This window comes from Xylanibacter sp., assembly GCF_057607445.1.
The window spans coordinates 246,674-270,547 of sequence record NZ_DBLZAX010000002.1; the positions used below are offsets into that span (position 1 = coordinate 246,674).

A 23,874-nucleotide genomic window follows, 5' to 3' on the forward strand; every position below is an offset into this window, starting at 1 on the left:
CCGCTATAGCTTGTCGAGTTGTGTCAGGTTCTTTTCTTTCAGGGCCTTAAACTGCGATGGAGTCATTCCTGTAATATTCTTGAACTGTGTGCTGAGATAGGCCACGCTCGAATAGTTCATCATGTCCGCTATTTCGCTCAGCGACATTTCTCCGTAAAACAGCAGTTCCTTTATGCGTTCAGTCTTTTGTAAGATGAAAAATTTTTCAATGGTCATGCCTGTGTTTTCTGAAAACAGCTTGCTGAGTGCGCTGTAGTCTGAGCCAAGCTGCTCTGAAAGATATGCCGAGAGATTTGTTCCCGATTTGTTGTTTCTGTAATGCACAAGTTCAATGATGAGGCTCTTTATGCGGTCAACAGTCTGCTGCTGTCGGTCTTCAAGCAGTTCAAAACCGAGTGCCTCTAGTCCGGCACGTATCTTGGTGCGGCATTCAGAATCGACCTCTTCTTTTACGCATACAACTCCCAGCTCAACCTTTGTGGGGGTAAGTCCAAAATTGCGCAACTCATGTTCTACGGCCATCTTGCATCTGTCGCAAACCATGTTCTTGATATAAAGCACTGTATCTTTCATCTGCCGGCAAAGATAATGCATAATTTTCAAACAGAAACATAAAATATAATCAAATTTGATGCATATTCTTTCATATTGTGAATGCATGCGGTTATAATGTTTCGAAATGACATTTTGCTATAATTTTTGACCTAAAATGCTTGTTTGGTGGCTTTTTGTGGCTCGTATTTGCAGTTAAGGCCATGCCAGATATGACATAAAGTGGAAAATATTGCACAATTAAAAAGCGTATGAGCATTTTTTTTGCGTCAGTGTTTTAAAATATTTTAAATACAATGCCAGTTATTGTGTATTTCATTATTAAATGATTATTTTTGCATAAGAGAAAGCCGATTATATTTTATGCCGGCCGATGTCGTTTCCCATACCCGATTTACGATGGGTTTCCGGTGTGGTGAAATTAGGATGAGGCAGGCAGCAGAAATGATTTGAAGCGGATTTTACTTAGTGAATAAAACGAATAAGATAATATATATACATAATTATGTTTGAGAATTTAAGCGACAGACTGGAACGCTCTTTTAAAATACTTAAAGGTGAAGGCAAAATAACCGAGATTAACGTGGCCGAAACCCTTAAGGATGTAAGACGTGCATTGCTCGATGCCGACGTTAACTATAAAGTGGCAAAGACATTCACGGATACTGTAAAGAAAAAGGCGTTAGGTATGAACGTGCTTACGGCTGTGAAGCCGGGGCAGATGATGGTGAAGATTGTTCACGATGAGCTTGCAGATCTTATGGGCGGCGAGAGCGTCGGCCTGAAACTTGAAGGACGTCCCGCAATAATATTGATGTCCGGTCTGCAGGGTTCTGGTAAGACCACATTCAGTGGAAAACTTGCCAATATGCTTAAGACAAAGCAGCACAAGAATCCTTTGCTGGTGGCTTGCGACGTTTATCGTCCTGCCGCTATAGAGCAGCTCAAGGTCGTGGCAGCACAGATTGGAGTTCCCGTATATTCGGAAGACAATAATAAGAATGTTGTAGAGATTGCCAACAACGCTATAAAGGAGGCTAAGACCAAAGGTAACGATGTTGTCATCATAGATACCGCCGGCCGTCTGGCTGTTGATGAGGAGATGATGAACGAGATAGAGACTCTGAAGAACTCAGTTAATCCCGATGAGACTCTGTTTGTCGTAGACTCAATGACCGGTCAGGATGCTGTAAATACAGCCAAAGAGTTTAACGACCGTCTCGATTTCGACGGCGTGGTGCTTACAAAACTTGACGGTGACACACGCGGCGGTGCTGCGATAAGTATCCGTACTGTTGTCACAAAGCCAATCAAGTTCGTAGGAACAGGCGAAAAGATGGAAGCCATAGACGTGTTCCATCCTTCACGTATGGCCGACCGTATCTTGGGAATGGGCGATATCGTCAGCCTTGTTGAACGTGCTCAGGAGCAGTTTGATGAGGAAGAGGCTAAGCGCCTGCAGAAGAAGATACAGAAAAACAAGTTCGACTTCAACGACTTCCTTGGCCAGATACAGCAGATAAAGAAGATGGGTAACATTAAGGACCTGGCTTCTATGATTCCCGGTGTGGGCAAGGCCATCAAGGATATTGATATCGACGATAACGCCTTTAAAGGCATTGAGGCGATAATCCTCAGCATGACACCAAAGGAGCGTACTAATCCTGAAATACTTAACACAAGCCGCCGCCAGCGCATAGCCAAAGGATCGGGTACAAACATTCAGGACGTTAACCGCCTGATAAAGCAGTTTGACCAGACCCGCAAGATGATGAAGATGGTTACAGGCTCAAAGATGAGCCAGATGATGGGGGCTATGAAAGGTATGAAGAGCGGTATGCCGAAGTTTTGATGTTGTTTGTTAGTGCACCGCTTTCTGTGCAGCTTTTAGCTTATGCGTGAAGTGCACATGGAAGGCAGGTGGAGTGTGAAATTTGATTATAAGAAAACCAAAATATATGCAATTAATTGACGGCAAGGCTACGGCGGCACAGATAAAGGCCGAAATAGCTGAAGAAGTAAGACAGATAGTGGCCGGAGGCGGCAAACGTCCTCATCTGGCAGCAATACTCGTTGGACACGACGGCGGCAGTGAGACTTATGTAAAGAATAAGGTTATTGCCTGCGAGGCGTGTGGCTTCAAGAGTTCTCTTATACGCTTTGAGGAAGATGTAACTGAGGATGAGCTGCTGGCAAAGGTTAAGGAACTTAATGATGACGACGATGTTGACGGATATATCGTTCAGCTTCCTTTACCGAAGCATATCGATGAGCAGAAAATCATCATGGCAATAGATTACCGTAAGGACGTTGACGGATTCCATCCGGTTAATGTAGGACGTATGGCAATTGGTCTGCCGTGTTTCATCTCTGCCACTCCGTTAGGCATACTGACTCTTCTTCGCCGTTATGGCATAGAAACTTCAGGACGCAAGTGTGTCATTCTTGGCAGAAGCAACATTGTCGGTAAGCCCATGGCTCAGCTGATGATGCAGAAGCAGTATGGCGATTCAACCGTTACTGTATGCCACAGCCATTCGAAGACATTGAAGGAGGAGTGTCGCGAGGCCGACATAATCATTGCGGCAATAGGTCGCCCTGACTTCGTTACAGCTGATATGGTTAAGGAAGGGGCTGTTGTTATTGATGTCGGCACGACACGTGTTCCTGATGCTACAAGAAAGAGCGGATTCCGTCTTAACGGAGACGTGAAGTTCGATGAGGTTGCACCGAAATGTTCGTTTATCACTCCTGTGCCTGGTGGGGTGGGGCCAATGACTATATGCTCTCTTATGAAAAACACTTTGGCAGCTGGAAAAAAGGAATATTATAAGTAATGACAGCAGAAGAGTATTATTTAGAAGGCAATAAGTACCGCAAGGAAGGCAACTGGCAGGCTGCGCTCAATAATTATCTTGAGGCAATAAAGCTTGATCCGGAGAGTCCTGCGGTTGAAGCCAAACGAATGATTGACAGCATCCTTAATTATTACTGCAAGGATATGTTTAATCCATAAGTCGGTCAGTTGTGAGGCTGAATGTGACTGCTAAGTGTCATAAGATGCTTCATTTCGACTGTCTGATGCCAATGCTCAGTTCATCCTTCATGCTTATACGCGTGATTTGCTTGTTTGAGTATCTTAGTTTAATAGAACAAAAAATTTAATTAACACGGGCGGTGGTTTATTCCGCCGCTCATAATAATAACCTTAAAATAGTATTTATGAGTAAAATCAGAGGAGCTATTGTGGTCAATACCGACCGCTGCAAGGGGTGTTCGCTATGTGTTGTGGCATGCCCTAAAGATGTCATAGCGCTCACAACCACTTGTGTAAACGTACAAGGGTATGCCTATGCCGAGGCTGTAAGGCCAGACGATTGTATAGGTTGTGCCTCGTGCGGAATTGTATGCCCAGACGGGTGTATCACTGTTTATAAGAAAAAGATGGAGGATTAGCAAATGGCAGAGAAAGAAACTATTTTGATGAAGGGTAACGAGGCCATTGCCCATGCAGCTATACGCTGTGGTGCTGACGCTTATTTCGGATACCCAATTACTCCGCAGAGTGAAGTTATCGAAACTCTTGCTGCACTGAAACCATGGGAAGAAACTGGTATGGTTGTGCTTCAGGCAGAGAGTGAGGTTGCATCTATTAATATGGTGTATGGTGCTGCCGGTGCTGGTAAGCGTGTGCTTACATCTTCTTCAAGCCCTGGTGTTGCCCTCATGCAGGAAGGCATCGCTTATATGGCAGGTGCTGAAATTCCCGGTGTGTTTGTAAACGTACAGCGCGGAGGCCCTGGCCTTGGTACTATCCAGCCGTCTCAGGCAGATTATTTCCAGGCAACACGTGGTGGCGGTAATGGTGACTACTATGTTATAACACTTGCTCCTAACAGTGTGCAGGAAATGGCAGACTTCGTTGACCTGGCCTTTGAACTTGCATTTAAATATCGTAACCCGGCAATGATTCTTTCTGATGGTGTTATCGGTCAGATGATGGAAAAGGTGGTTCTGCCTCCATATAAGCCACGCCGTACAGAAGAGCAGATTGCAAAAGAATGTCCTTGGGCTACAATGGGACGTACAAACGGCCGTAAGCCCAATATCATGACATCTCTTGAGATGCAGCCGGAAGTGATGGAACAGAGAAACCTCGCATTGCTGCGTAAATATCAGCAGATTAAGGACAATGAGGTTAGATATGAGAAGACTCTCTGCGACGATGCAGAATATATAATTGTATCTTTCGGTAGTGCAGCACGTATTGCAGAGAAAGCTGTCGAGCTGGCACGCGAAGAAGGCATCAAGGTCGGCTTGTTCCGTCCTATTACTTTGTGGCCTTTCCCGGAGAAAGAGATTGCAGCCCTTGCTGAAGGAAAGAAGGGTATTCTTTCTGCTGAGATTAACGCAGGACAGATGATTGAAGACATTCGCCTTGCTGTTAATGGTAAAGTTCCTGTTGAGCATTTCGGACGTCTTGGCGGAATCGTGCCAGGACCGGACGAGATTGTAGAAGCCTTAAAAAACAAATTAATGAAATAAGCCATGGATAAGAATGAAATAATCTCTCCGGAGAACTTAGCATATAAAAAACCTGCATTGTTGAACGAAACCCCGATGCATTATTGCCCGGGCTGCTCTCATGGAGTTGTTCACAAGTTGGTTGCAGAAGTTATTGAGGAAATGGGCATGGAGAACAAAACTGTGGGTGTATGTCCTGTAGGATGTTCTGTTTTCGCATACCGTTATATTGATATCGACTGGAGTGAGGCTGCTCACGGACGTGCTCCTGCTGTTGCTACTGCTATTAAGCGTGTATGGCCTGATCGTCTGGTGTTCACTTATCAGGGCGACGGTGACCTTGCTTGTATTGGTACAGCAGAGTCAATACATGCTCTTAACCGCGGTGAGAACATAACTATAATATTCATCAACAACGCCATTTACGGTATGACAGGTGGTCAGATGGCTCCTACCACACTTATCGGCCAGAAGACATCTACATGTCCTTACGGACGTACACCTGAGCTGCACGGATATCCGCTGAAGATAACTGAAATGGCAGCCTTAATGGAAGGTACATGCTATGTTACACGCCAGAGCGTTGAAACTGTGGCTGCTATCCGCTCAACAAAGAAGGCTATACGTAAGGCTTTTGAGGCATCAATGGCTGGCAAGGGCTCAAGCCTTGTTGAGGTGGTAAGTACATGTAACAGCGGATGGAAACTTTCACCTGTAAAGGCTAACGAGTGGATGAAAGAAAACTTATTCAAGTTCTATCCTAAGGGCGACCTCAAGGATACAACAGAGGACAAATAAAAAAGCAGACCTATGAAAAAGGAAATTATTATATCAGGATTCGGCGGACAGGGTGTGCTGTCTATGGGCAAGATTCTTGCTTATTCTGGACTTATGGAGGACAAGGAAGTCACATGGATGCCGGCATATGGTCCTGAACAGCGTGGTGGAACGTGTAATGTTACTGTTATCGTCAGTGACGAGCGCGTGTCTTCTCCGATCGTGAGTGAATATGATGTCGCTATCGTGCTCAACCAGCCTTCACTGGATAAATTCGAGCCGAAAGTAAAGAAGGGCGGCTTCCTTATCTATGACACATCAGGTATAATCAATCCTCCTAAGCGTACAGATATTACAGTATGTCCTATCGCAGCAATGGACAAGGCCGTTGAGATGAAGAACTCAAAGGTTTTCAATATGATTGTTTTGGGCGGACTGCTCAAGGTTTGTCCTGTTGTAAGCGACAAGGGTGTCGAGAAGGCTCTGTATAAGACTCTGCCTGAGCGTCACCACGGACTTATTCCTCTGAACATGGAGGCTATAACAGCTGGTAAGGAAATCATCGGCTAAACATAAGTTATCACTGCTCTTGCCTGGCCTTCATGGCTGGCAGGATGCAAGATAACCGGCAGACCGTTTTCAAAGGTTAGTATATTTGTTTGTACTAGCGTTGAAAACGGTCTGATTTTTTATCAAAATATTAAGAATGATGTAAACAGACTATTGAACAGTACTATTTTGCATGATGAAAATGCGTTATTTTGTTATGCAAAAGGTATGTTTTTGCGTTGCTTGTGTGGCATGTATATATTTTCTTGTAAAACTTATCACTTATCACATTCTTGCATAACGTATTGAATGTGAGAATCTTTTGCTGTGATGAGTCTGTACTATAACTCATCACAGCAAAAGAAATATTTGCCAAAATTACTATAAGTGGCGCAGACGATTATTGATGCTGAATATCTCAGATGGTAATTTTTTCAATTCCTCCGTATGGCGCAAGATGTTTAAAACAGTCTTTTTCACTGAATAGCTTGCCATAAATTCCTGCGCACATAAGCACTCCGCCGTGGGCAAAAATGGCAACGCGTCTGTAAGGTTTTTGCTTTAGCTCGTCTAAAAATCCGGCTACGCGCGCATACATCATCGGAAAACTTTCGCCGTTGGTTGTTGGTTGGTGCATATAGTCGTCATACCATCTTTGCAGGTTCTCATCTTTTATCTCGTCAAAGAGTTTCATCTCCCAGCTGCCCATGTTCATTTCCTTCAGTCTGTCGTCAACAACAGGATTTGCCCATCCGCAATACTCGGCAAGCTTTCTCGCTCTTGTAAGCGGTGATGAGAACACCATGTCGAACTTGAGATGCTCAATGTTTTTCTTTGTTATGGCTGCTTCCTGCTCAAACGTATCGGCCACGGGCACGTCGCTCCATCCATAACATGTGCCTTTAGGCACATTTACACTTGTGTGTCTTATGAGAATAACGTCCATAATTGTCTGTTGTTGAAAAATTGGGATGAAACTGTAAGGTAGAACGACAGCTCAATAAGCAGAAACATCGCTCCGCAGCAGTCGCCCGTATATCCTCTCAGCCTACGCCAAATTAAGAGATAAAGAAAATACATAACAAGGCCGGGAATGAATATTATCAAGTCCCAGCGAACAAGTCCCCAGCATGTAAGCACGAGTGGAGCTAGCGGCGCCATGCCTTGAATAAACAGACTTATGCCAGCCTTAATGTTCATTTTGCGGTAAACAACGTGTGCCTTCGACTCTTCTTCCGTCCGGGCATACGGCATCATCATTATAATCTGCCCTGCAAGCATCTTGCTGTAAGGGTCGGCTGCTAATACTGTCAGTGCAGCCAGTTTCGCCGGCATGGCCGTAAGTGCGAAGAAGAGAATCAGCAGATACATCACAATTCCAACTACGCCGAAGGTACCCGTGCGCGAGTCTTTCATTATGTCTAGAATGCGTTGTCTGTTGTTTCCGCCACCGCCAAAACCGTCGAAAAAGTCGGTAAGACCATCTTCATGTAAGGCTCCCGTTATCAGAAGTCTTGCCACGATAGCCATAAGTACGGCTATCGTATGCGGCAGAATCATTCCGCCAAAATAAATGACGGCAGCCATGATTCCGCCTGTAAGCCATCCAGTCAGCGGCCAGTGCTCAACCACAGTGCGGTAGCTTTCCTTAGGAGGTTCGTGCAGTCGCCAAAAAGGCAGTCTTGTAAAGAAGATAAACGACGCCCATATGTTGTCGTACCATTTAGAAGTATTTAGTGATATTCGCATTGTCAAAGTTGTTCATTTCGTTAATCATTCTGACAGAGCTGTCTATAATAGGGAAGGCACACAGCGCGCCTGTACCTTCGCCAAGCCTTAGTCCCAGGCTCAACAGCGGTTTTGCGTCAAGAAGTTCAAGCATCTTTCGGTGTCCTGTTTCGTCACCCTTATGTCCGAAAATCATATAATTCTTTACCTCAGGGTAAAGCATGCTGGCTGCCAGAGCGCATGCTGTCATGATAAATCCGTCAACCATTATGATAATGTGACGTTCTGCCGCACGCAGCATGGCACCTATTGTGCTCACCATCTCGAAACCGCCAAAGCAGCGTATTATAGTAGTCGGGTCGGGTGTGTTGCCGTGCCGGTTTCTGAAGTTTCTCACTGCGTCTGCCAAAACCTCATATTTATGTCTTATTCCCGGCGAGTCGAGTCCTGCGCCGGCACCTACGCACTCTTCAAGCTCAATGTTGCCAAACAGACTCATCCATACGCTTGAAGGTGATGTGTTTGCTATGCCCATTTCGCCAAGGCATATAATATTGCAGCCGTTGTCTGCCACGCACTTGTCAACCATTTCGCAGCCTATGTTTATGGCCTGCTCAAACTGTTCTTCATTCATGGCGTCCTCGTATCTGAAATTAGCTGTTCCGTTTGCAATCTTGCGGTTGATTATCTCCTTATATTCCGTCAGGTCATGGTCTACGCCCGTGTCAACAAGATAAAGTCTGAAGCCATGCTGGCGGCAAAACATGTTGACACCGCCGCCGCCACGGGTAAAGTTTATCATCTGCTGCCATGTAACATCGCGTGGCGACACGCTTACATTCTCGCGTTCAACGCCATGATCACTGCCAAAAAGAATATGGCACTGGCCCGTGAGCTTTGGCGACAATGTCTGCTGTATAAGGCAAATCTGAACTGCCAGACTTTCGAGTCTTCCAAGCGAGCCCTTGGGCTTGTTCAGATTGTCGATTTTTTTTATTATATCCTCTTTTATACTGTTGTCTGGTGCTTTTATTTCAAAATTTTTCATAATCATATAGTTTAAGGATCTTTACTGCCGGATAGAGTCTTGTGGCTTACTTTATTTTTACCGGAATGCCGCAGACCATCATTATCACCTCATCAGCCTTTGATGCCACATACTGGTTCATCCATCCCTGCATGTCGGTAAATCTGCGTTGAACGGCGTTGCCGCTCACTTCTCCGCTGCCAATTTCGTTGGTGACGAATATGAAAGTGTTGTCTTTATCCGTAAACTTGTCAAACTCTTTCTTTATTTCTTCGAGAGCCTCGCTCACAGTAGGTTGGGTGTCGGCGTCAGCTTCACGGTCAAAGAAGAAATTTGTACACCAAAGGGTGACGCAGTCAATCACTATTACCTTATTATATATGTCGTGCCTGCTGAGATATTTTTCCTCTTCAATGTTTGTCCATTGTTCACCTCTTCGTTCCTGATGTTTTCTTACTCTTTCCTTGAATTCGTCGTCCCATACGTGAGCCGTGGCAAGATATACAGGATTGTCCGAGAGGCTCAAAGCAAGTTTCTCTGCATATACGCTTTTACCCGAGCGCTGTCCGCCGGTAATAAGAATAATCTTTTTCATATAATGCAAAGGTAATGCAATTTACATTAATATGATAAAAAGTTTATTCGTTTTTTATTTTCGTAGTATTCTTTTATTTATGATTGGTCTTTGCCTTTCGTGTAGTTTTGGCCGTCAGCCGTGTTTTTACCTTTATGCAGGCTATGCCATGGTTGGCTAAACTTTAATGAAAACATATAAAACTAATATGCTGCATAATGCCTGACAACGTGAAGGACAATAAGCAATGTGAATAATAAACGTGACGTTTAGCTTAATCAGGTATTCAAATATATTTACAAATAGGACGTTGTGGCATATTTTATTGCCGTTTTCCTGACTTTTTGTATATATTTTATATTTTTATTTTATAAAACTAAAAAACGTCATATTGTAAATCTCACAGTTAAATCACTTTTAATTTGCTGCTGCTTATTATAAAGTACCAATATTTTGTCCTTTTCTACGTTAATACATACAATTATTTTTCTTAATCTAATTATTTGTCTCTAATAATTTGTTTTGTAAATATTAATTTGTATCTTTGTGTACTGCAATTATTAATAAATTGTTTATAATTTAAATTTTAAGAAAATGAAGAAGTTATTATTTATGTTTGTTGCTGCATTGGCAACTGCATCTGTTTCAGCTCAGACAGTAACTGAAAGCAAGACTTTCGATAATTTTTATATTGGAGTCAATGGCGGTTTTGCAACCAAAACTACCGGTCATGCATGGCTTAAGGATCTGAATCCTAATCTCGGATTGCGTATCGGCCGTAATTTCACTCCGGTATTTGGTCTTGCTGCAGAAAGCAATGTTTATTTGTCTAACAAGCCGGGCGAGTCAATCGGAACATTTGTGCGTTCGATGAATACATCTTTGCTCGGAACTGTTAACCTGAGCAACTGGTTTGGCGGATATCCTGGTGAGCCGCGTTTGTTTGAAGTTTCTGTTCTCGGCGGTTTAGGATGGGGACACGTGTTTGGTCATCCGTCTGAAGTGTATAACGACGACGCTCTTACATCTAAGGCAGCCATTGACTTTACATTTAATCTTGGCAAGGCTAAGGCATGGCAGTTCTACATCGAGCCTGCTATGATCTGGACACTTGGAGGCTATAATGGCGGAACACACGCTATTAAGTATAATGTAAACAACTCAGGCTTCCAGCTTAATGTTGGTTTCAACTACAAGTTCAAGAATTCTAACGGCACACACAACTTCACAATTGCCGAACTGCGTGACCAGTCTGAGATTGACGGCCTGAATGCTAAAATCAACGACCTGCGCAGCGATTTGAACGGTAAGGATGCACAGCTTGCTGCTAAAGACCGTCAGATTGCAGATCTGCAGAAGGCTCTTGATGAGTGCAACAGAAGACCTAAGTATGAGAAGCCTGCAACAGCAACCAACCTGCAGCCTACAGTATTGTTCCGTCAGGGCAAGTCTGTAGTAGATCCTGCTCAGTATGCTCCGATTGAGCTTATTGCACAGTACATGAAGAATCATCCTGATGCAAAGGTTGAGATTAAGGGATATGCTTCTCCTGAAGGCTCTGCAGAGCGTAACCAGCAGTTGTCAGAAGAGCGTGCGGCAGCCGTTAAGAAGATTTTGGTTAACAAGTACAAGATTTCTGCTGACCGTCTTACAACAGTAGGTTGTGGCGCTACAGACAAATTGTTCGAGCAGGTAGAATTCAACCGCGTAGCTACATTCAACGACAATACTAAGTAATTTTACATAGTAAATCATAAAAAAATCTCCGTCCCAAATAGGGCGGAGATTTTTTTGTATAATTATATTGCATGGCTAAAGCTTGTTTCCCTGAAATTAATGAATGGTTTTGCAATTGTAACTCTGTCACTTTTGATGCAAAAGTGGGTGGTTTTCACATCAAAAACAATCCACTTTCATTTCGAAACAAAGCATAGTGCAGGTTCTTTCTGTATTGATTGTATTTTTTATATAATATGCTAATTTGTAATTTAATTACGAGGAAATATTACAGATTTTTGGCGTTGAATCTGTTCGCGATTTTGTGTCTTGTTGTTGATGCAGATTTTTATCTTTTAGTTGTCATGCCATATCTGTTCAATATCTGCCATAAAGTTAGTCCAGTTTTCCATGTCTTTGCCGCTTGTCGTGTTTTGTGGCAATATTGATGTTATTTAGCCTTATCCGGTTTTGTTATTCCGGATCAGAGAGAGAAATATTATAGTCCGTTATGATTGCCCACATGTATATTTGTGTGGCAATAAATAATTGATGCCGTTGATGTATTCCTCTTCGATTTTTTTGCTTTTATGTCGAATATTTTTATACTTTGTCGTGTGACATTATTTTATTATATTGTCGATAATCATGACAAGTGTTTTGTATAAATGGAATAATTGTAACATCTTGAAATTGCACATTTAAGATACATATGTGCAACAAAGTCTTTCAATTTATCACATTTTACACTTGTTTTCCGATAAAATTTATTTGATGGCTTAATTATTTAGTATATTTGTTGCTGTTTGTGAGAAAAAAGTATAACTTTGCACATACGTACAAGTGAAAAATTTGAGAGAATATGAAACACAAGTTGAGAAGTGCGGTTTGTACAGAAGGACGGCGTATGGCAGGGGCGCGAGCCCTGTGGGTTGCTGCAGGCATGAAGCATGAGCAGTTTGGAAAGCCCATCATTGCCATCGTCAACTCATTTACGCAGTTTGTCCCGGGACATACACATTTACATGAAATCGGCCAGATCGTAAAGGCTGAGATTGAAAGTATGGGATGTTATGCCGCAGAATTCAACACGATAGCGATTGATGACGGTATAGCAATGGGACACGACGGAATGCTATATTCGCTGCCGTCGCGCGATATCATTGCCGACTCTGTTGAATATATGGTTAATGCCCATAAGGCAGACGCAATGATATGTATCTCAAATTGTGATAAAGTTACGCCTGGCATGCTTATGGCAGCCATGCGATTAAACATACCGGCCGTATTCTGCAGCGGCGGACCTATGGAGGCTGGACGATGGAACGGCGAGAATGCCGATCTGATAACGGCCATGGTTAAAGGAGCCGACCCGAGTGTCAGCGATGACGAAATGCGCCAGATAGAGAGTTGTGCCTGTCCTGGCTGTGGATGCTGCTCGGGTATGTTCACGGCAAACTCTATGAATTCGCTCACAGAGGCCATAGGCCTTTCGCTTCCTGGCAATGGTACAATTCTGGCCACGCACAAGAACCGCATACAGCTGTTTAAGGATGCCGCGCGCCAGATTGTGGAAAATGCCATGAGGTATTATGAAGAAGGAGACGAGAGTGTCCTGCCGCGCAATATTGCTACGCGTGAAGCCTTTCTGAATGCCATGACACTCGACATAGCCATGGGAGGAAGCACCAATACGGTGCTGCATCTTTTGGCTGTTGCTCAAGAGGCCGAGGCTGATTTTACCATGTCTGACATAGATGAGCTTAGCCGCAGGGTGCCTTGTCTGTGTAAGCTGGCTCCAAATACGCAGAAGTATAGCCTGCAAGAATGTAACCGGGCTGGCGGAATATTCGGAATAATAAATGAACTGGCCAAGGGCGGACTGATCAACGAAGGCGTGATGCGTGTTGACGGAAAAACGCTGGGTGAACAACTTAGAAAATATGACATAACGGGCAATGGCATTGACGGTGATGCAGAACGCATATACCGCAGTGCGCCTGGCAGAAAGTTTTCTACCGTCATGGGCTCGCAGGAAGAGCAGTGGGATACGCTCGACACCGACCGCTCGGCAGGTTGCATACGCGACATAGAGCATGCCTATACAAAAGACGGAGGATTGGCAGTCTTGTTTGGCAACATCGCGCACGACGGCTGTGTTGTCAAGACGGCAGGCGTAGACCCTTCAATATGGAAGTTTAGCGGACCGGCAAAGGTTTTTGATTCGCAGGAAGATGCCTGTGAGGCTATTCTCGGCGGTAAGGTCAAGAGTGGCGACTGTGTGGTTATCACGCACGAAGGCCCTAAGGGAGGTCCCGGCATGCAGGAGATGCTTTATCCAACGTCTTATATTAAGAGTATGCATCTCGGAACGGAGTGTGCCTTGATTACAGACGGACGCTTCAGCGGCGGAACTTCAGGACTAAGCATAGGGCATATCTCGCCGGAAGCCGCTGCCGGAGGCAACATCGGAAAGATAATTGATGGTGACATCATAGACATAGACATCCCCAACCGCTCAATAAATGTCAGGCTGACGGCTGAAGAGCTTGACTTGAGGCCACAGCGCAAGCTGACCCGAAAGCGTGTAGTAAGCAAGGCCCTGAGAGCTTATGCTCAGAGCGTAAGTTCGGCAGATAAAGGCGGAGTGAGGATTATAGGTTAGTATAAGTTTTTGTGAAGTGTGTTTCATAATCGGTGCCTGCGCCTGTCGTGCGTTGGTGTAATGCCCTGCATGGCACTGTTGACGTATATTGCTTTGTGCGCACGGCTTTGTGCGTATGGCGTCGGTTATGTTACTTGTTACTTGACACAACAAAAAATATTGAGAGAGTATGGCAAAGGAAATGATAACAGGAGCAGAGGCTCTGATGAGGGCTCTGAAAGAAGAAAACGTGAAAACCATTTTCGGTTATCCTGGCGGATCTATTCTGCCGGTTTTCGATGCCCTTTATGATTATACACGCGGTGACAAAAAGGCTTTTGAGCATATACTCGTCAGGCATGAACAATCGGCTGCCCATGCGGCAGAAGGATACTCACGTGCCAGCGGCGACGTAGGAGTATGTATCGTAACAAGTGGTCCGGGAGCAACAAATACGCTTACAGGCATTGCAGATGCAATGATGGACTCAACACCGATAGTCGTTATTGCCGGACAGGTGGGCGTAGATGTGCTTGGCACTGACTCTTTTCAGGAAGTCGACCTTGTTGGCGTGTCGCAGCCTATAAGCAAGTGGAGTTATCAGATACGCCGTGCAGAGGATGTGGCATGGGCCGTAAGCCGTGCCTTTTATATTGCACGCTCAGGCCGTCCTGGTCCTGTAGTGTTAGATTTTCCAAAGAATGCCCAGGTGTCTCTCACAGAGTATGAGCCGTGTCGTGTAGACTTTGTACGTGGCTATGTGCCTTATCCCACTGTAGACGCAGGGGCCGTAAGCCGTGCTGCAGAGCTTATTAATAACGCAAAAAAGCCGTTGGCACTTGTAGGGCACGGTGTGGAGCTTGGCAATGCACAGCAAGAGCTTGTCGACTTTATCGAGAAGGCCGGCATACCGGCCGCCCGCACCATGCTTGGACTTTCGGCTCTTCCAACCGGCCATCCGCTTAATATGGGGATGCTAGGCATGCACGGCAACTATGCACCAAACATGAAAGAGCAGGAGTGTGATGTGCTGATAGCCATAGGCATGCGTTTCAGCGATCGTGTTATCTGTAATCCTGCCACTTATGCCAAACAGGCAAAAATAATACAGCTCGATATTGACGGGGCTGAGATAGACAAAAACGTTAAGACCGACGTTGCCGTTGTAGCAGACTGTAAGGAGTCGTTGCCGGCAATAACAAAGCTGTTAAGGCCTAATTCACACAAAGAATGGTGTGAGAGTTTCAGACCGTTGTATGAAGAGGAATACGAGAAGGTTATCAGGCCTGCAACTTGCCCGTCGTCAGGTCCGCTTCTTATGGGTGAAGTGGTTAAGGCTGTGGCTGATGCAACAGGAGGCGATGCTGTTCTCGTTAATGATGTAGGACAGAATCAGATGTTTTCGTGCCGTTACTTCAGATATAACAAGAAACGCTCCGTAGTGAGCAGCGGCGGCTTGGGAACCATGGGCTACGGACTTCCGGCTGCTATAGGAGCTGCCTATGCCGTGCCTGATCGTCAGATTTGTATGTTTACCGGCGACGGAAGTTTTCAGATGAGCATACACGAACTCGGTACGATAATGGAACATCGTATTCCGGTTAAGGTGATTCTGATGAACAATAACTATTTGGGCAATGTGCGTCAGTGGCAGGATTTGTTTTTCGACAGCCGTCAGGCGTTTACAAGGATGACAAATCCATGTTACGGCGGAATATGTGACGGGTATCACATACCATATATTTTTGTGTCTGAAAGAGAATTGTTGAAGAATGCAGTTCATAAAATGTTGTCAACAGAAGGACCGTTTGTGTTGGAGTGTGCTGTTAAGGAGGAAGATAATGTAATGCCGATGGTTCCTCCGGGATGTTCGGTCAACGAGATGTTGCTTGAAGTAAACAGATAATGGCGGGTATGGAAACAAAAGACAGAAAATTATATACAATGTTGGTCTATTCAGAAAACATTGCCGGTATACTTAACCAGATAACAGCCGTGTTTACGCGGCGTCAGGTTAATATCGAAAGTCTGAATGTGTCAGCCTCAAGCATCGAGGGTGTTCACAAGTACACCATAACGGCATGGAGCGACGAAGACCTGATAAAAACAATAACAAAGCATATCGAGAAGAAAATAGATGTGATAAAGGCTGATTATTACACGGACGATGACCTTTTTATACGTGAGGTGGGGCTTTATAAACTTTCAACGGGCGAAGTGCTTGCTAATCCCGAAATATCGCGTGTAATCAGAAAGGCTGACGCCCGCATTATTGATGTAAACCCTACGTTCTGCTGCGTAATGCTGAGCGGAATGACGGAAGATATTACAGGACTCTATTACGCTCTCGACAAGTTTAAATGCTTGTTGCAGTATACCCGCAGCGGGCGTATTGCCATAACCCGCAGTAAAGTGGAGCAGGTCAGTGAATTTTTAGAATTACAGGAAAAAAATAGGAATAAAAAATGTTAGACAAAGTAGGAAAATACGAGTTTTTGGCAGAACCGTTTCATTGTGATTTCTCAAAACGTCTCTTTATGGGACATCTTGGCAATCACATGCTTAATGCCGCAGATTTTCATGCAGCCCATCGTGGTTTTGGCATGACATACCTTAACCCTTTGCATAAGACATGGGTGTTGTCGCGTCTGGCTATCGAGATGGAAAAGATGCCGCTGCAATATGCCAAGTTTTATGTTGAAACATGGGTTGAAGGAGTGATGAAATTTTTTACCAATCGTAATTTTCGTGTAGTTGATGCAGAAGACGAAAATCTGGTTTATGGCTATGGCCGCAGTATTTGGGCCCTGATAGACACCGACTCTCGTCAGCCGCAGAACATCATGGATATACGTGACGGTGAGATACTCAACTATATAGAAACAGACAAGGCTTGTCCTATTGGTGCATTGTCGCGTGTCAGGATGAGTAAAGACGCCGGGCTTGTTGCCTCTGTGCCAACTCATTACAGCGACGTTGACGTAAACGGTCATATTAACAGCGTAAAGTATATTGAGCATGTGCTCGATTTATTTGCGCTTGATACGTATCGTGAATATAGGATAAAGCGTTTCGACATTGCTTATGTGGCCGAAAGCTATTATGGGGATACGTTGAACTATTACAGGGAAGATGTTTCTGATGATGTGTTCTGCGTACGCATAACAAGAGTGCCGCCTGAGTCTTCAGAAGAAACTGAAGTCTGTAGATGTAAGATCGAATTTGTTAAAGATTAACAGTTCAAGCACTATTTTGCTTTAACGGCAGGTGCTTACTGCTGTCTTTATGTGAAAGTAAGAAATATGTAACGTCTAATCTGCAGCCTCGGATACGGGGCTGCTTAAACAAACATTTTTATTATGGCAGAAATGAATTTTGGTGGCGTGATAGAAACAGTGGTCACCAGTAAAGAATTTTCTTTAGAGAAGGCACGTGAAGTTCTACAGAACGAAACGATAGCTGTATTAGGTTATGGAATTCAGGGACCTGGGCAAGCATGCAATTTGCGTGACAATGGCTTTAATGTTATTGTAGGTCAGCGTGAAGGCAAAACTTATGATAAGGCTGTTGCCGACGGATGGGTGCCCGGAAAGACATTGTTTTCAATTGAAGAGGCTGCTGCAAAGGGTACGATAATATGTATGCTGCTGTCTGACGCCGGTCAGATATCGGTGTGGCCTAAGGTTAAACCTTATCTGACAAAAGGAAAGGCACTTTACTATTCTCATGGATTTGCCATAAACTGGAGCGACCGCACTGGTGTAGTTCCTCCAGGTGATGTTGACGTTATTATGGTTGCCCCAAAGGGTTCGGGCACATCGCTCCGTACAATGTTTCGTGAAGGGCGTGGGCTAAACTGTTCTTATGCCGTTTATCAGGATGCTACCGGTAAGGCTGAAGAGCGTACAATAGCATTCGGTATAGGTATCGGGGCTGGATATCTCTTTAAAACTACGTTTGAGCGTGAGGCTACAAGCGACCTCACCGGTGAGCGTGGCTCGCTGATGGGGGCTATTGAAGGACTTTTTGAGGCTCAGTATCAGGTGCTACGTGAGCATGGACATTCTCCCTCAGAGGCGTTTAATGAGACTATTGAGGAGCTTACCCAGAGTCTTGCTCCGCTTTTCGGCGAGAAAGGCATGGACTGGATGTATGCCAACTGTTCTACAACGGCCCAGCGCGGTGCTCTTGACTGGGCTCCACGTTTCCGTGATGCTATTAAGCCGGTGATGGAGTGGCTTTATCTTTCTGTAAAGTCGGGTAACGAGGCACAGATTTCCATCGACAGCAACTCTAAGCCTGATTATCGTGAAAAGCTTAATGAAGAACTGCGGCAGATGCGTGAGAGCGAGATGTGGCAGGCTGGTATGACTGTCCGCAAGCTGCGTCCTGAAAATAATTGATTATATATTTGACATGCTGATAATTATACAGGCGTGGGGCAGTGATGTTCCGCGTCTGTTCTTATTATGTAAGAGTTTGTATTGTTGTATCTGGATAGATGCTCGGATGTGTCTGATATTCAGCTTGTAGCATACGGTCTGTTATCCTTTTCTGAGCACTACCATTCCGTCTGAGAGATATATTTTTTCTTCGTTTAGCATGTATTCAACAGCATATTCTATTGCATCTCTGTTGAAGTTAATGTTTTTTATCTCTGTGATGCAGTGTGGTTTTTTGTCGCTGAGGAGTTCTGTAATAAGTTCCTCGGCTCTTTTCTGTTCGTTTTTGATTTCGCGGTGCTTTTTATGTGCAATACAGACATCGCATTGGTTACAGTCAGTAGAGCGCTCTTCGCCGAAATACCTTAGCAGCTGCCGGCTGCGGCATATGTCGTCATTTGTAGCATAATTTATCATGGCCTCGATGCGCTCCATGTATTCTTTCTTACGGTTGTCGTATATTTCCTTGCTCAGCACCAGATGCTCCATTTCTTCGCGTCGCTGAGTGTATGTTATGTGTGGAATTTTTTTCCTTGGTATGAAATGAAGAATACGGCGTGCAGTCATGTCTTTCAGAATCATGTATGTTTCAGGCACGGTTAGTCCGGCTTGCTGTGCCACAAGACTTTCATCAATGTAGCAGAAGTCGGAAAATAATCCTCCGTAGCACCTTAGCAGTGCCGTTATCACAGCATTCTCCCTTTCGTTGAGGCTGTCGAGCATATTCAGTTCGTTGCGGCCTAGAAGCATTCTTATCTGAGCCTTATTGTCTGATTCTTCGTCATAGTCGATATATCCGGCTCTGGAAAGAATCTTTAGTGCCGATCCTGCTTGTATGGGAAAATGCTTAAAGGCAACACAGAAGCGGTCGATGTTGAATTCGAATCTGCATCCTTGTCCGCTCCCCATGCCTATTTGATAAAAGTAGGCAAGATGTTCATACACAAGGCGTATATAGTCTTTGTCTGGGAAAGTCTCTTCTATTCTTCTTCTCAGTTTGCCTTTGTCGCTGCCGTTATAAAGCAGTACGGCATAGGCTTTCTTTCCGTCGCGTCCGGCTCTTCCCGCTTCCTGAAAATATGCTTCTGGAGAATCAGGGCAGTCGTGATGTATAACGAGTCTTACGTCAGGTTTGTCTATGCCCATTCCGAAGGCATTTGTGGCAACCATAACGCGTGCCTTGCCCTCATGCCATTCCTTCTGGCGTTCGTCTCTTGCGGCACTTTCCAGTCCGGCATTATAGTAGGTTGCGCTTATCTTGCGTTTGCATAGCTCGGCTGCAATTTCTTTTGATCGCTTACGGCTTCTTACGTAAACAATGGCTGAGCCGCTTACACTATTGAGAATGTGGAGCATCTCTTCAAACTTGTCATCGGCCTTTCTTACGATATATGCAAGGTTTTTGCGTTCAAAACTCATCTTGAACACATTTTTTTCTTTGAAGCCGAGTTTGTCTTGAATGTCGTCTACAACTTTTGGTGTTGCTGTTGCTGTCAGGGCCAGTATTGGTGCGTCTGGCTTTAGTTTTCTTATGTCTGATATCTTGAGGTAAGACGGCCTGAAGTCATAGCCCCACTGACTTATGCAGTGGGCTTCGTCAACTGTTATGAAGCTTACGTTCATATGGCTCATCTTCTTCTGGAATAGTTCAGAAGACAGGCGTTCAGGTGATACATACAGGATTTTTACTCCGCCGAATATGGCATTTTCAAGTGTAGTTATAATATCGGCATGCATCATGCCCGAATAAACAGCTGCCGCCTTGATGCCTTTGTGCCTAAGGTTTACTACCTGGTCTTTCATCAGCGCAATCAAGGGCGTGATGACGATGCATACCCCTTTCATTGAGAGAGCCGGCACCTGAAAAGTAATTGATTTGCCTCCGCCTGTCGGCATCAGACCAAGTGTGTCACGTCCGGCGCAGATACTGTCGATAATCTCTCGCTGAATGCCCCTAAAGTCGTCATACCCCCAGTTGTCGCGAAGTATCTTTCTGTATTTGTCGTCAGTCGTCACCATTGTTTGTGTATATGATATATTTTGTCTGTCCACGAAATATGCAAGCGTTTCCGTGGACAGACAAAAGTATTGTTAGTTTGTTTCTTCTTCGTCTTCTGCAGGACGTATGTCCTCTATTTGCAGCTGGATACCATTGTGTTTAAAAACATTGTCTTCAATGGTGTATGCAATGTCAAAGCTGCGTTTTGATTTTATATATCGTGCCGATCCGCTTTGCCCGAAAGCAATGCCGTTCATCACGTTGTTTGATTTTGAGTCTACAAGTTCGAGTTTTATGTGTTCCTGTTCTCTTCCTACCACCTTGCTTGTGCCAAAGTCGTAAACGTCTGTAGTGCAGAACAGGGGTTTGGGATTTTGTGGACCAAACGGACTTAGCTTCTTGATTTCAGAATGCAGCTTGCGCGTTATATCTTTGAAGTCGATTACGGCGTCAATGTTGAGTATGGCTTCTGTCTGTTCGGGTTGTATGTGCTCGTCAACATATTTCTGAAAACGTTTCATGAATTCTGGCACATCTTTCCATTTCAATGTCAGACCGGCAGCGTAAGTGTGCCCGCCAAAGTTTATCAGCAGGTCGCGGCAGCTTTTTATGGCAGAATAAACGTCGAAGCCCGTAACGCTCCTTGCCGAACCTGTGGCCAGGTCGTCTTCACGTGTCATTACTATTGTTGGACGAAAATAGATTTCTGTCAGCCTTGATGCCACTATGCCAATTATGCCTTTCTTCCAGTTTTCGTCATACAGCACAATGCTTGAGCGCCTGTTCTGACTCTCTATTTTTGCCACAATCTGGTTGGCCTCTTCTGTCATTTGCTTGTCAATGTCCTTGCGCTGTTCGTTGTATTCGTTTATGTGCTTTGCCTCTTTAAGTGCGCTGCCAAGGTCTTTTTCAACAAGCAGGTCTACGCTCTCGCGTCCGTTCTCCATGCGTCCTGATGCGTTGATGCGTGGTCCGATTTTGAACACTATGTCGCTCATTGTTATCGTGCGTCCGTTTAGTCCGCAGATATCAATGATGGCTTTTAGTCCGATGTTCGGATTCTGGTTGAGCTGTTTAAGACCGTGGTATGCCAATATTCTGTTTTCTTCCACTACAGGCACAATGTCTGCAGCTATACTTACTGCGCAGAAGTCGAGCAGGGGCACTAAACGTGAGAATGGTATGCCGTTGTTCTTGGCGAAAGCCTGCATAAACTTGAAGCCTACACCGCATCCGCACAAGTGCTTGAACGGGTAAGAGTCGTCAGGGCGTTTGGGGTTAAGTATTGCTACAGCCGGAGGCATAATCTCGTCGGGCACGTGATGGTCACATATAATGAAGTCGATGCCAAGGCTCTTGGCATATTCTATTTCGCTTATGGCCTTTATGCCGCAATCGAGGATTATTATCAGTTTTACGCCAGTTTCATGGGCATAGTCAATACCCTTATAGCTCACTCCATATCCTTCGTCGTAGCGGTCGGGTATGTAGTAATCTATGTTAGAGTAGAATTGCTGTAAGAATTTATACACGAGTGCGACGGCAGTGCATCCGTCAACATCGTAGTCACCATACACCATAATGCGCTCTTTTCGTCCCATGGCATCGTTCAGTCTGTCAACGGCCACGTCCATATCCTTCATAAGGAACGGATTTATCAGGTCGTTGAGCTGAGGACGGAAGAAACGTTTAGCAGCAGATTCGGTGGTAATGTTTCGCCGTATTAGTATTCCGGCCATAACGGGGCTTATGCCCAGTTTTGCTCCCAGCTCTTCAGCTGCCTTTTTCTGTTCTGATGTTGGTGATTCGTAGTTCCATTTGAAGTGCATTTATATTGTTTTTTATTTCTCTTTCCCGGTTGCCATTGTCAATTTGTATAAAATGGCGTGTAAAGTTACAAATAAAAAACAAGAAAACGGTGATTTCTGACAGAAAAGTTCAGAAATCACCGCTTTTGTTCTTAAGCTACATTGTAACTGCTTTTGTTTGTCCTGCCGGTTTTTGGTGCCCGTCTCATGCAGCTTTTTGCTGACGTTCGAAGGCCTTTATGTCTTTTATGCAGCAACCTTGGGTTGTCTGTCTGCAATGTTATGTTTCCGGTCAGTCCAGCAGTTGGCCGTATGTTAGTTTAAGCCGAGCTTTTTACGGATATCCTTAGGAATGGCGTTCTTGTTAACCATGAAGCTCATAGTCTTGTATGCAACATAGTTCTTTGACATGTACCAAATTCCTTTGTAGTCGCCATACTCGCCCCAAGAGTTCTTAACCATATAGTATTCGCGTCCGTTCTTGTCTTTAGCGATACCGAAGATTACCATTCCGTGGTCGTCAGTTGTCTCCCAGTTGTCGAAAGCTTCCTGGCGCATTTCCTGTGTAGGAACGATTTCAGGAGCGTCAACTCCGAGAGAATCGAGCTTGCTCTTCTTTTCTGTAGAAGAAAGCTTGAACCATCTGTCTGCGTCTGTTCCGGCCATGCTGCGTACTTTCTTTACGTCGTATGCGATACCGAGACCCATGCGTGTGAATCCGTCTTCTGTAACGTCGCCGCCCCATGCTACGGTGTAGCCTTCATTGATGGCATTGTCAATAATCTTCATCATCTCGTCCATAGGAACATTGTATGATGTTGCCCAGCGCCAGTTGTCCTGAACTTCTACAGGGAACTGTGTGTAGAACGGGTGATGTGTGTAGCTTGTTATTGAAACATAGTCGTCAAAGTTGAGGCCGAGGCTTGCTGCGAATGTCTGCGGAGTATACTTCTTGCCTTCATAAACAAACTCCTTCGGGCATTCTCCTAAGTATGAGTCGATGATACCCTGCAGACCTTTCTGCCACTGCTTAGAAATCTTCTTTGCCTTGCTCTTTGATACAGCTGCAACATACGGCTCCATAACACCGAAGAACTCTTCGAAGTTAGCCAGAGAGTCGCCTGTCAGAGTGCCGGGTGCCGGCATGGCTGTTTCAGGGCAGATACCGTGGTTCTTAAGGATATAGAGCACGTCCTCAGAGCTTCCACCCTGTGAGAACTGACTGTCGCCGTGCATTCTTACTGTAAGGATGGCACGCTCCATGTAGTCCTTGTTGGCTACGAACATTTCGCAGAGGTCGTAAGTCTTGCCTGTCTTTTTCAGAATTTCGTTCTCAAAGAAACTCAGTGTAGAGTAAGCCCAGCAGGTACCGCTGCGGTTCTGGTCTTTGATACTTGTGATCTTGTTCTCCTTAATGGTTGTGAACACAGGTTTGTTCTTTTCCGCAGTTCCTTTCTTGTCCTGCGCGTTCATGCCTGTTGCTATACAAGCCAACAGAGCCATTGCAATTAACTTTTTCATTTTTCTATAAGTA

Annotated in this window: 21 protein-coding genes; 13 read left to right on the forward strand and 8 right to left on the reverse strand. The window is 44.7% G+C overall.

Annotation, left to right across the window (positions count from 1 at the left end; all coding sequences use genetic code 11):
- Positions 1-3: 3 nt before the first annotated feature.
- Positions 4-594 carry a helix-turn-helix domain-containing protein gene (locus ACZMIG_RS03005; RefSeq protein WP_484449120.1) on the reverse strand — a complete coding sequence of 197 codons (591 nt, stop codon included), beginning with the start codon at positions 592-594 and terminating at the stop codon, positions 4-6.
- Between the two features lie 463 nt (positions 595-1,057).
- On the opposite strand from ACZMIG_RS03005, the gene ffh reads away from it, so the two are divergent.
- The 7 genes from ffh (at position 1,058) to ACZMIG_RS03040 (ending at position 6,423) form a co-directional block, all read left to right on the forward strand.
- Positions 1,058-2,404: a signal recognition particle protein gene (ffh, locus tag ACZMIG_RS03010; RefSeq protein WP_487889031.1), complete on the forward strand. Its 1,347-nt coding sequence runs from the start codon at positions 1,058-1,060 to the stop codon at positions 2,402-2,404.
- Positions 2,405-2,510: 106 nt separating this feature from the next.
- Positions 2,511-3,389, forward strand: a complete 879-nt coding sequence (gene folD / locus ACZMIG_RS03015; protein WP_021853320.1) for a bifunctional methylenetetrahydrofolate dehydrogenase/methenyltetrahydrofolate cyclohydrolase FolD — start codon at positions 2,511-2,513, stop codon at positions 3,387-3,389.
- Positions 3,389-3,568, forward strand: coding sequence for a tetratricopeptide repeat protein (locus ACZMIG_RS03020; protein WP_021853319.1), 180 nt, complete (start codon positions 3,389-3,391; stop codon positions 3,566-3,568). The genes folD and ACZMIG_RS03020 overlap by 1 nt, the downstream gene beginning before the upstream one ends.
- Positions 3,569-3,774: 206 nt before the next feature.
- Positions 3,775-4,008, forward strand: a complete 234-nt coding sequence (locus ACZMIG_RS03025; protein WP_021853318.1) for a 4Fe-4S binding protein — start codon at positions 3,775-3,777, stop codon at positions 4,006-4,008.
- 3 nt (positions 4,009-4,011) lie between these two features.
- Complete coding sequence (locus tag ACZMIG_RS03030; protein WP_053397706.1) at positions 4,012-5,097, forward strand: 3-methyl-2-oxobutanoate dehydrogenase subunit VorB; 1,086 nt, start codon at positions 4,012-4,014, stop codon at positions 5,095-5,097.
- Between the two features lie 3 nt (positions 5,098-5,100).
- Entirely contained in the window at positions 5,101-5,874 is a 774-nt protein-coding gene (locus ACZMIG_RS03035) for a thiamine pyrophosphate-dependent enzyme (RefSeq protein ID WP_021853316.1), read from the forward strand.
- A gap of 12 nt (positions 5,875-5,886) precedes the next feature.
- Positions 5,887-6,423, forward strand: a complete 537-nt coding sequence (locus tag ACZMIG_RS03040; protein ID WP_021853315.1) for a 2-oxoacid:ferredoxin oxidoreductase subunit gamma family protein — start codon at positions 5,887-5,889, stop codon at positions 6,421-6,423.
- A gap of 397 nt (positions 6,424-6,820) precedes the next feature.
- Here ACZMIG_RS03040 and cobC read toward each other — a convergent pair whose 3' ends face one another.
- The 4 genes from cobC to cobU are packed head-to-tail and all read right to left on the reverse strand — an operon-like array spanning position 6,821 to position 9,752.
- Positions 6,821-7,348, reverse strand: coding sequence for an alpha-ribazole phosphatase (cobC, locus tag ACZMIG_RS03045; protein WP_443733668.1), 528 nt, complete (start codon positions 7,346-7,348; stop codon positions 6,821-6,823).
- On the reverse strand, positions 7,330-8,151 hold the full coding sequence (locus ACZMIG_RS03050; RefSeq protein WP_021853312.1) for an adenosylcobinamide-GDP ribazoletransferase: 822 nt from the start codon (positions 8,149-8,151) through the stop codon (positions 7,330-7,332). The genes cobC and ACZMIG_RS03050 overlap by 19 nt, the downstream gene beginning before the upstream one ends.
- Positions 8,126-9,178: a nicotinate-nucleotide--dimethylbenzimidazole phosphoribosyltransferase gene (gene cobT / locus ACZMIG_RS03055; RefSeq protein ID WP_302697751.1), complete on the reverse strand. Its 1,053-nt coding sequence runs from the start codon at positions 9,176-9,178 to the stop codon at positions 8,126-8,128. Before cobT ends, ACZMIG_RS03050 begins: the two co-directional genes overlap by 26 nt.
- Before the next feature lie 46 nt (positions 9,179-9,224).
- Complete coding sequence (gene cobU / locus ACZMIG_RS03060) at positions 9,225-9,752, reverse strand: bifunctional adenosylcobinamide kinase/adenosylcobinamide-phosphate guanylyltransferase (protein WP_125104477.1); 528 nt, start codon at positions 9,750-9,752, stop codon at positions 9,225-9,227.
- 573 nt (positions 9,753-10,325) lie between these two features.
- Between cobU and ACZMIG_RS03065 the strand changes: the two genes are divergently transcribed.
- The 6 genes from ACZMIG_RS03065 to ilvC all read left to right on the forward strand — a co-directional run bounded on the left by ACZMIG_RS03065 (position 10,326) and on the right by ilvC (position 18,494).
- Positions 10,326-11,468 (forward strand): OmpA family protein, encoded by a 1,143-nt coding sequence (locus tag ACZMIG_RS03065; RefSeq protein ID WP_021853376.1) that lies wholly within the window; start codon positions 10,326-10,328, stop codon positions 11,466-11,468.
- A gap of 841 nt (positions 11,469-12,309) precedes the next feature.
- A complete protein-coding gene (ilvD, locus tag ACZMIG_RS03070) occupies positions 12,310-14,112 on the forward strand; it encodes a dihydroxy-acid dehydratase (RefSeq protein ID WP_487889032.1) in 1,803 nt (600 codons plus the stop codon).
- 169 nt (positions 14,113-14,281) lie between these two features.
- Positions 14,282-15,997 (forward strand): biosynthetic-type acetolactate synthase large subunit, encoded by a 1,716-nt coding sequence (ilvB, locus tag ACZMIG_RS03075; RefSeq protein ID WP_487889033.1) that lies wholly within the window; start codon positions 14,282-14,284, stop codon positions 15,995-15,997.
- An 8-nt stretch (positions 15,998-16,005) separates the two neighbouring features.
- Positions 16,006-16,563, forward strand: coding sequence for an acetolactate synthase small subunit (ilvN, locus tag ACZMIG_RS03080; RefSeq protein WP_053397766.1), 558 nt, complete (start codon positions 16,006-16,008; stop codon positions 16,561-16,563).
- The gene (locus ACZMIG_RS03085) at positions 16,557-17,327 is read left to right on the forward strand and encodes an acyl-[acyl-carrier-protein] thioesterase (protein ID WP_487889034.1); all 771 of its coding nucleotides are present in this window, start codon (positions 16,557-16,559) and stop codon (positions 17,325-17,327) included. The genes ilvN and ACZMIG_RS03085 overlap by 7 nt, the downstream gene beginning before the upstream one ends.
- A gap of 123 nt (positions 17,328-17,450) precedes the next feature.
- On the forward strand, positions 17,451-18,494 hold the full coding sequence (ilvC, locus tag ACZMIG_RS03090) for a ketol-acid reductoisomerase (RefSeq protein WP_487889035.1): 1,044 nt from the start codon (positions 17,451-17,453) through the stop codon (positions 18,492-18,494).
- A gap of 141 nt (positions 18,495-18,635) precedes the next feature.
- Here the strand turns inward: ilvC and ACZMIG_RS03095 are convergent, their stop codons facing one another.
- The 3 genes from ACZMIG_RS03095 to ACZMIG_RS03105 all read right to left on the reverse strand — a co-directional run bounded on the left by ACZMIG_RS03095 (position 18,636) and on the right by ACZMIG_RS03105 (position 23,861).
- A complete protein-coding gene (locus ACZMIG_RS03095) occupies positions 18,636-20,552 on the reverse strand; it encodes a RecQ family ATP-dependent DNA helicase (RefSeq protein WP_487889036.1) in 1,917 nt (638 codons plus the stop codon).
- 72 nt (positions 20,553-20,624) lie between these two features.
- A complete protein-coding gene (gene recJ / locus ACZMIG_RS03100; RefSeq protein ID WP_021853369.1) occupies positions 20,625-22,361 on the reverse strand; it encodes a single-stranded-DNA-specific exonuclease RecJ in 1,737 nt (578 codons plus the stop codon).
- Between the two features lie 294 nt (positions 22,362-22,655).
- A complete protein-coding gene (locus ACZMIG_RS03105; protein ID WP_021853368.1) occupies positions 22,656-23,861 on the reverse strand; it encodes a C1 family peptidase in 1,206 nt (401 codons plus the stop codon).
- Between the last annotated feature and the right edge of the window lie 13 nt (positions 23,862-23,874).

Excerpts from the sequence above, each read along its gene's own strand:
- cobT (WP_302697751.1), bottom strand. The coding sequence starts at position 9,178 with ATGAAAAATTTTGAAATAAAAGCACCAGACAACAGTATAAAAGAGGAT.
- cobU (WP_125104477.1), bottom strand. The coding sequence starts at position 9,752 with ATGAAAAAGATTATTCTTATTACCGGCGGACAGCGCTCGGGTAAAAGC.
- cobC (WP_443733668.1), bottom strand. The coding sequence starts at position 7,348 with ATGGACGTTATTCTCATAAGACACACAAGTGTAAATGTGCCTAAAGGC.
- ACZMIG_RS03020 (WP_021853319.1), top strand. The coding sequence starts at position 3,389 with ATGACAGCAGAAGAGTATTATTTAGAAGGCAATAAGTACCGCAAGGAA.
- ACZMIG_RS03040 (WP_021853315.1), top strand. The coding sequence starts at position 5,887 with ATGAAAAAGGAAATTATTATATCAGGATTCGGCGGACAGGGTGTGCTG.
- ACZMIG_RS03025 (WP_021853318.1), top strand. The coding sequence starts at position 3,775 with ATGAGTAAAATCAGAGGAGCTATTGTGGTCAATACCGACCGCTGCAAG.
- ACZMIG_RS03005 (WP_484449120.1), bottom strand. The coding sequence starts at position 594 with ATGCATTATCTTTGCCGGCAGATGAAAGATACAGTGCTTTATATCAAG.
- ACZMIG_RS03030 (WP_053397706.1), top strand. The coding sequence starts at position 4,012 with ATGGCAGAGAAAGAAACTATTTTGATGAAGGGTAACGAGGCCATTGCC.
- ACZMIG_RS03105 (WP_021853368.1), bottom strand. The coding sequence starts at position 23,861 with ATGAAAAAGTTAATTGCAATGGCTCTGTTGGCTTGTATAGCAACAGGC.
- ACZMIG_RS03035 (WP_021853316.1), top strand. The coding sequence starts at position 5,101 with ATGGATAAGAATGAAATAATCTCTCCGGAGAACTTAGCATATAAAAAA.
- ACZMIG_RS03065 (WP_021853376.1), top strand. The coding sequence starts at position 10,326 with ATGAAGAAGTTATTATTTATGTTTGTTGCTGCATTGGCAACTGCATCT.
- ACZMIG_RS03095 (WP_487889036.1), bottom strand. The coding sequence starts at position 20,552 with ATGGTGACGACTGACGACAAATACAGAAAGATACTTCGCGACAACTGG.
- ilvB (WP_487889033.1), top strand. The coding sequence starts at position 14,282 with ATGGCAAAGGAAATGATAACAGGAGCAGAGGCTCTGATGAGGGCTCTG.
- ACZMIG_RS03050 (WP_021853312.1), bottom strand. The coding sequence starts at position 8,151 with ATGCGAATATCACTAAATACTTCTAAATGGTACGACAACATATGGGCG.
- recJ (WP_021853369.1), bottom strand. The coding sequence starts at position 22,361 with ATGCACTTCAAATGGAACTACGAATCACCAACATCAGAACAGAAAAAG.
- ilvD (WP_487889032.1), top strand. The coding sequence starts at position 12,310 with ATGAAACACAAGTTGAGAAGTGCGGTTTGTACAGAAGGACGGCGTATG.
- ACZMIG_RS03085 (WP_487889034.1), top strand. The coding sequence starts at position 16,557 with ATGTTAGACAAAGTAGGAAAATACGAGTTTTTGGCAGAACCGTTTCAT.
- ilvC (WP_487889035.1), top strand. The coding sequence starts at position 17,451 with ATGGCAGAAATGAATTTTGGTGGCGTGATAGAAACAGTGGTCACCAGT.
- ilvN (WP_053397766.1), top strand. The coding sequence starts at position 16,006 with ATGGAAACAAAAGACAGAAAATTATATACAATGTTGGTCTATTCAGAA.
- folD (WP_021853320.1), top strand. The coding sequence starts at position 2,511 with ATGCAATTAATTGACGGCAAGGCTACGGCGGCACAGATAAAGGCCGAA.
- ffh (WP_487889031.1), top strand. The coding sequence starts at position 1,058 with ATGTTTGAGAATTTAAGCGACAGACTGGAACGCTCTTTTAAAATACTT.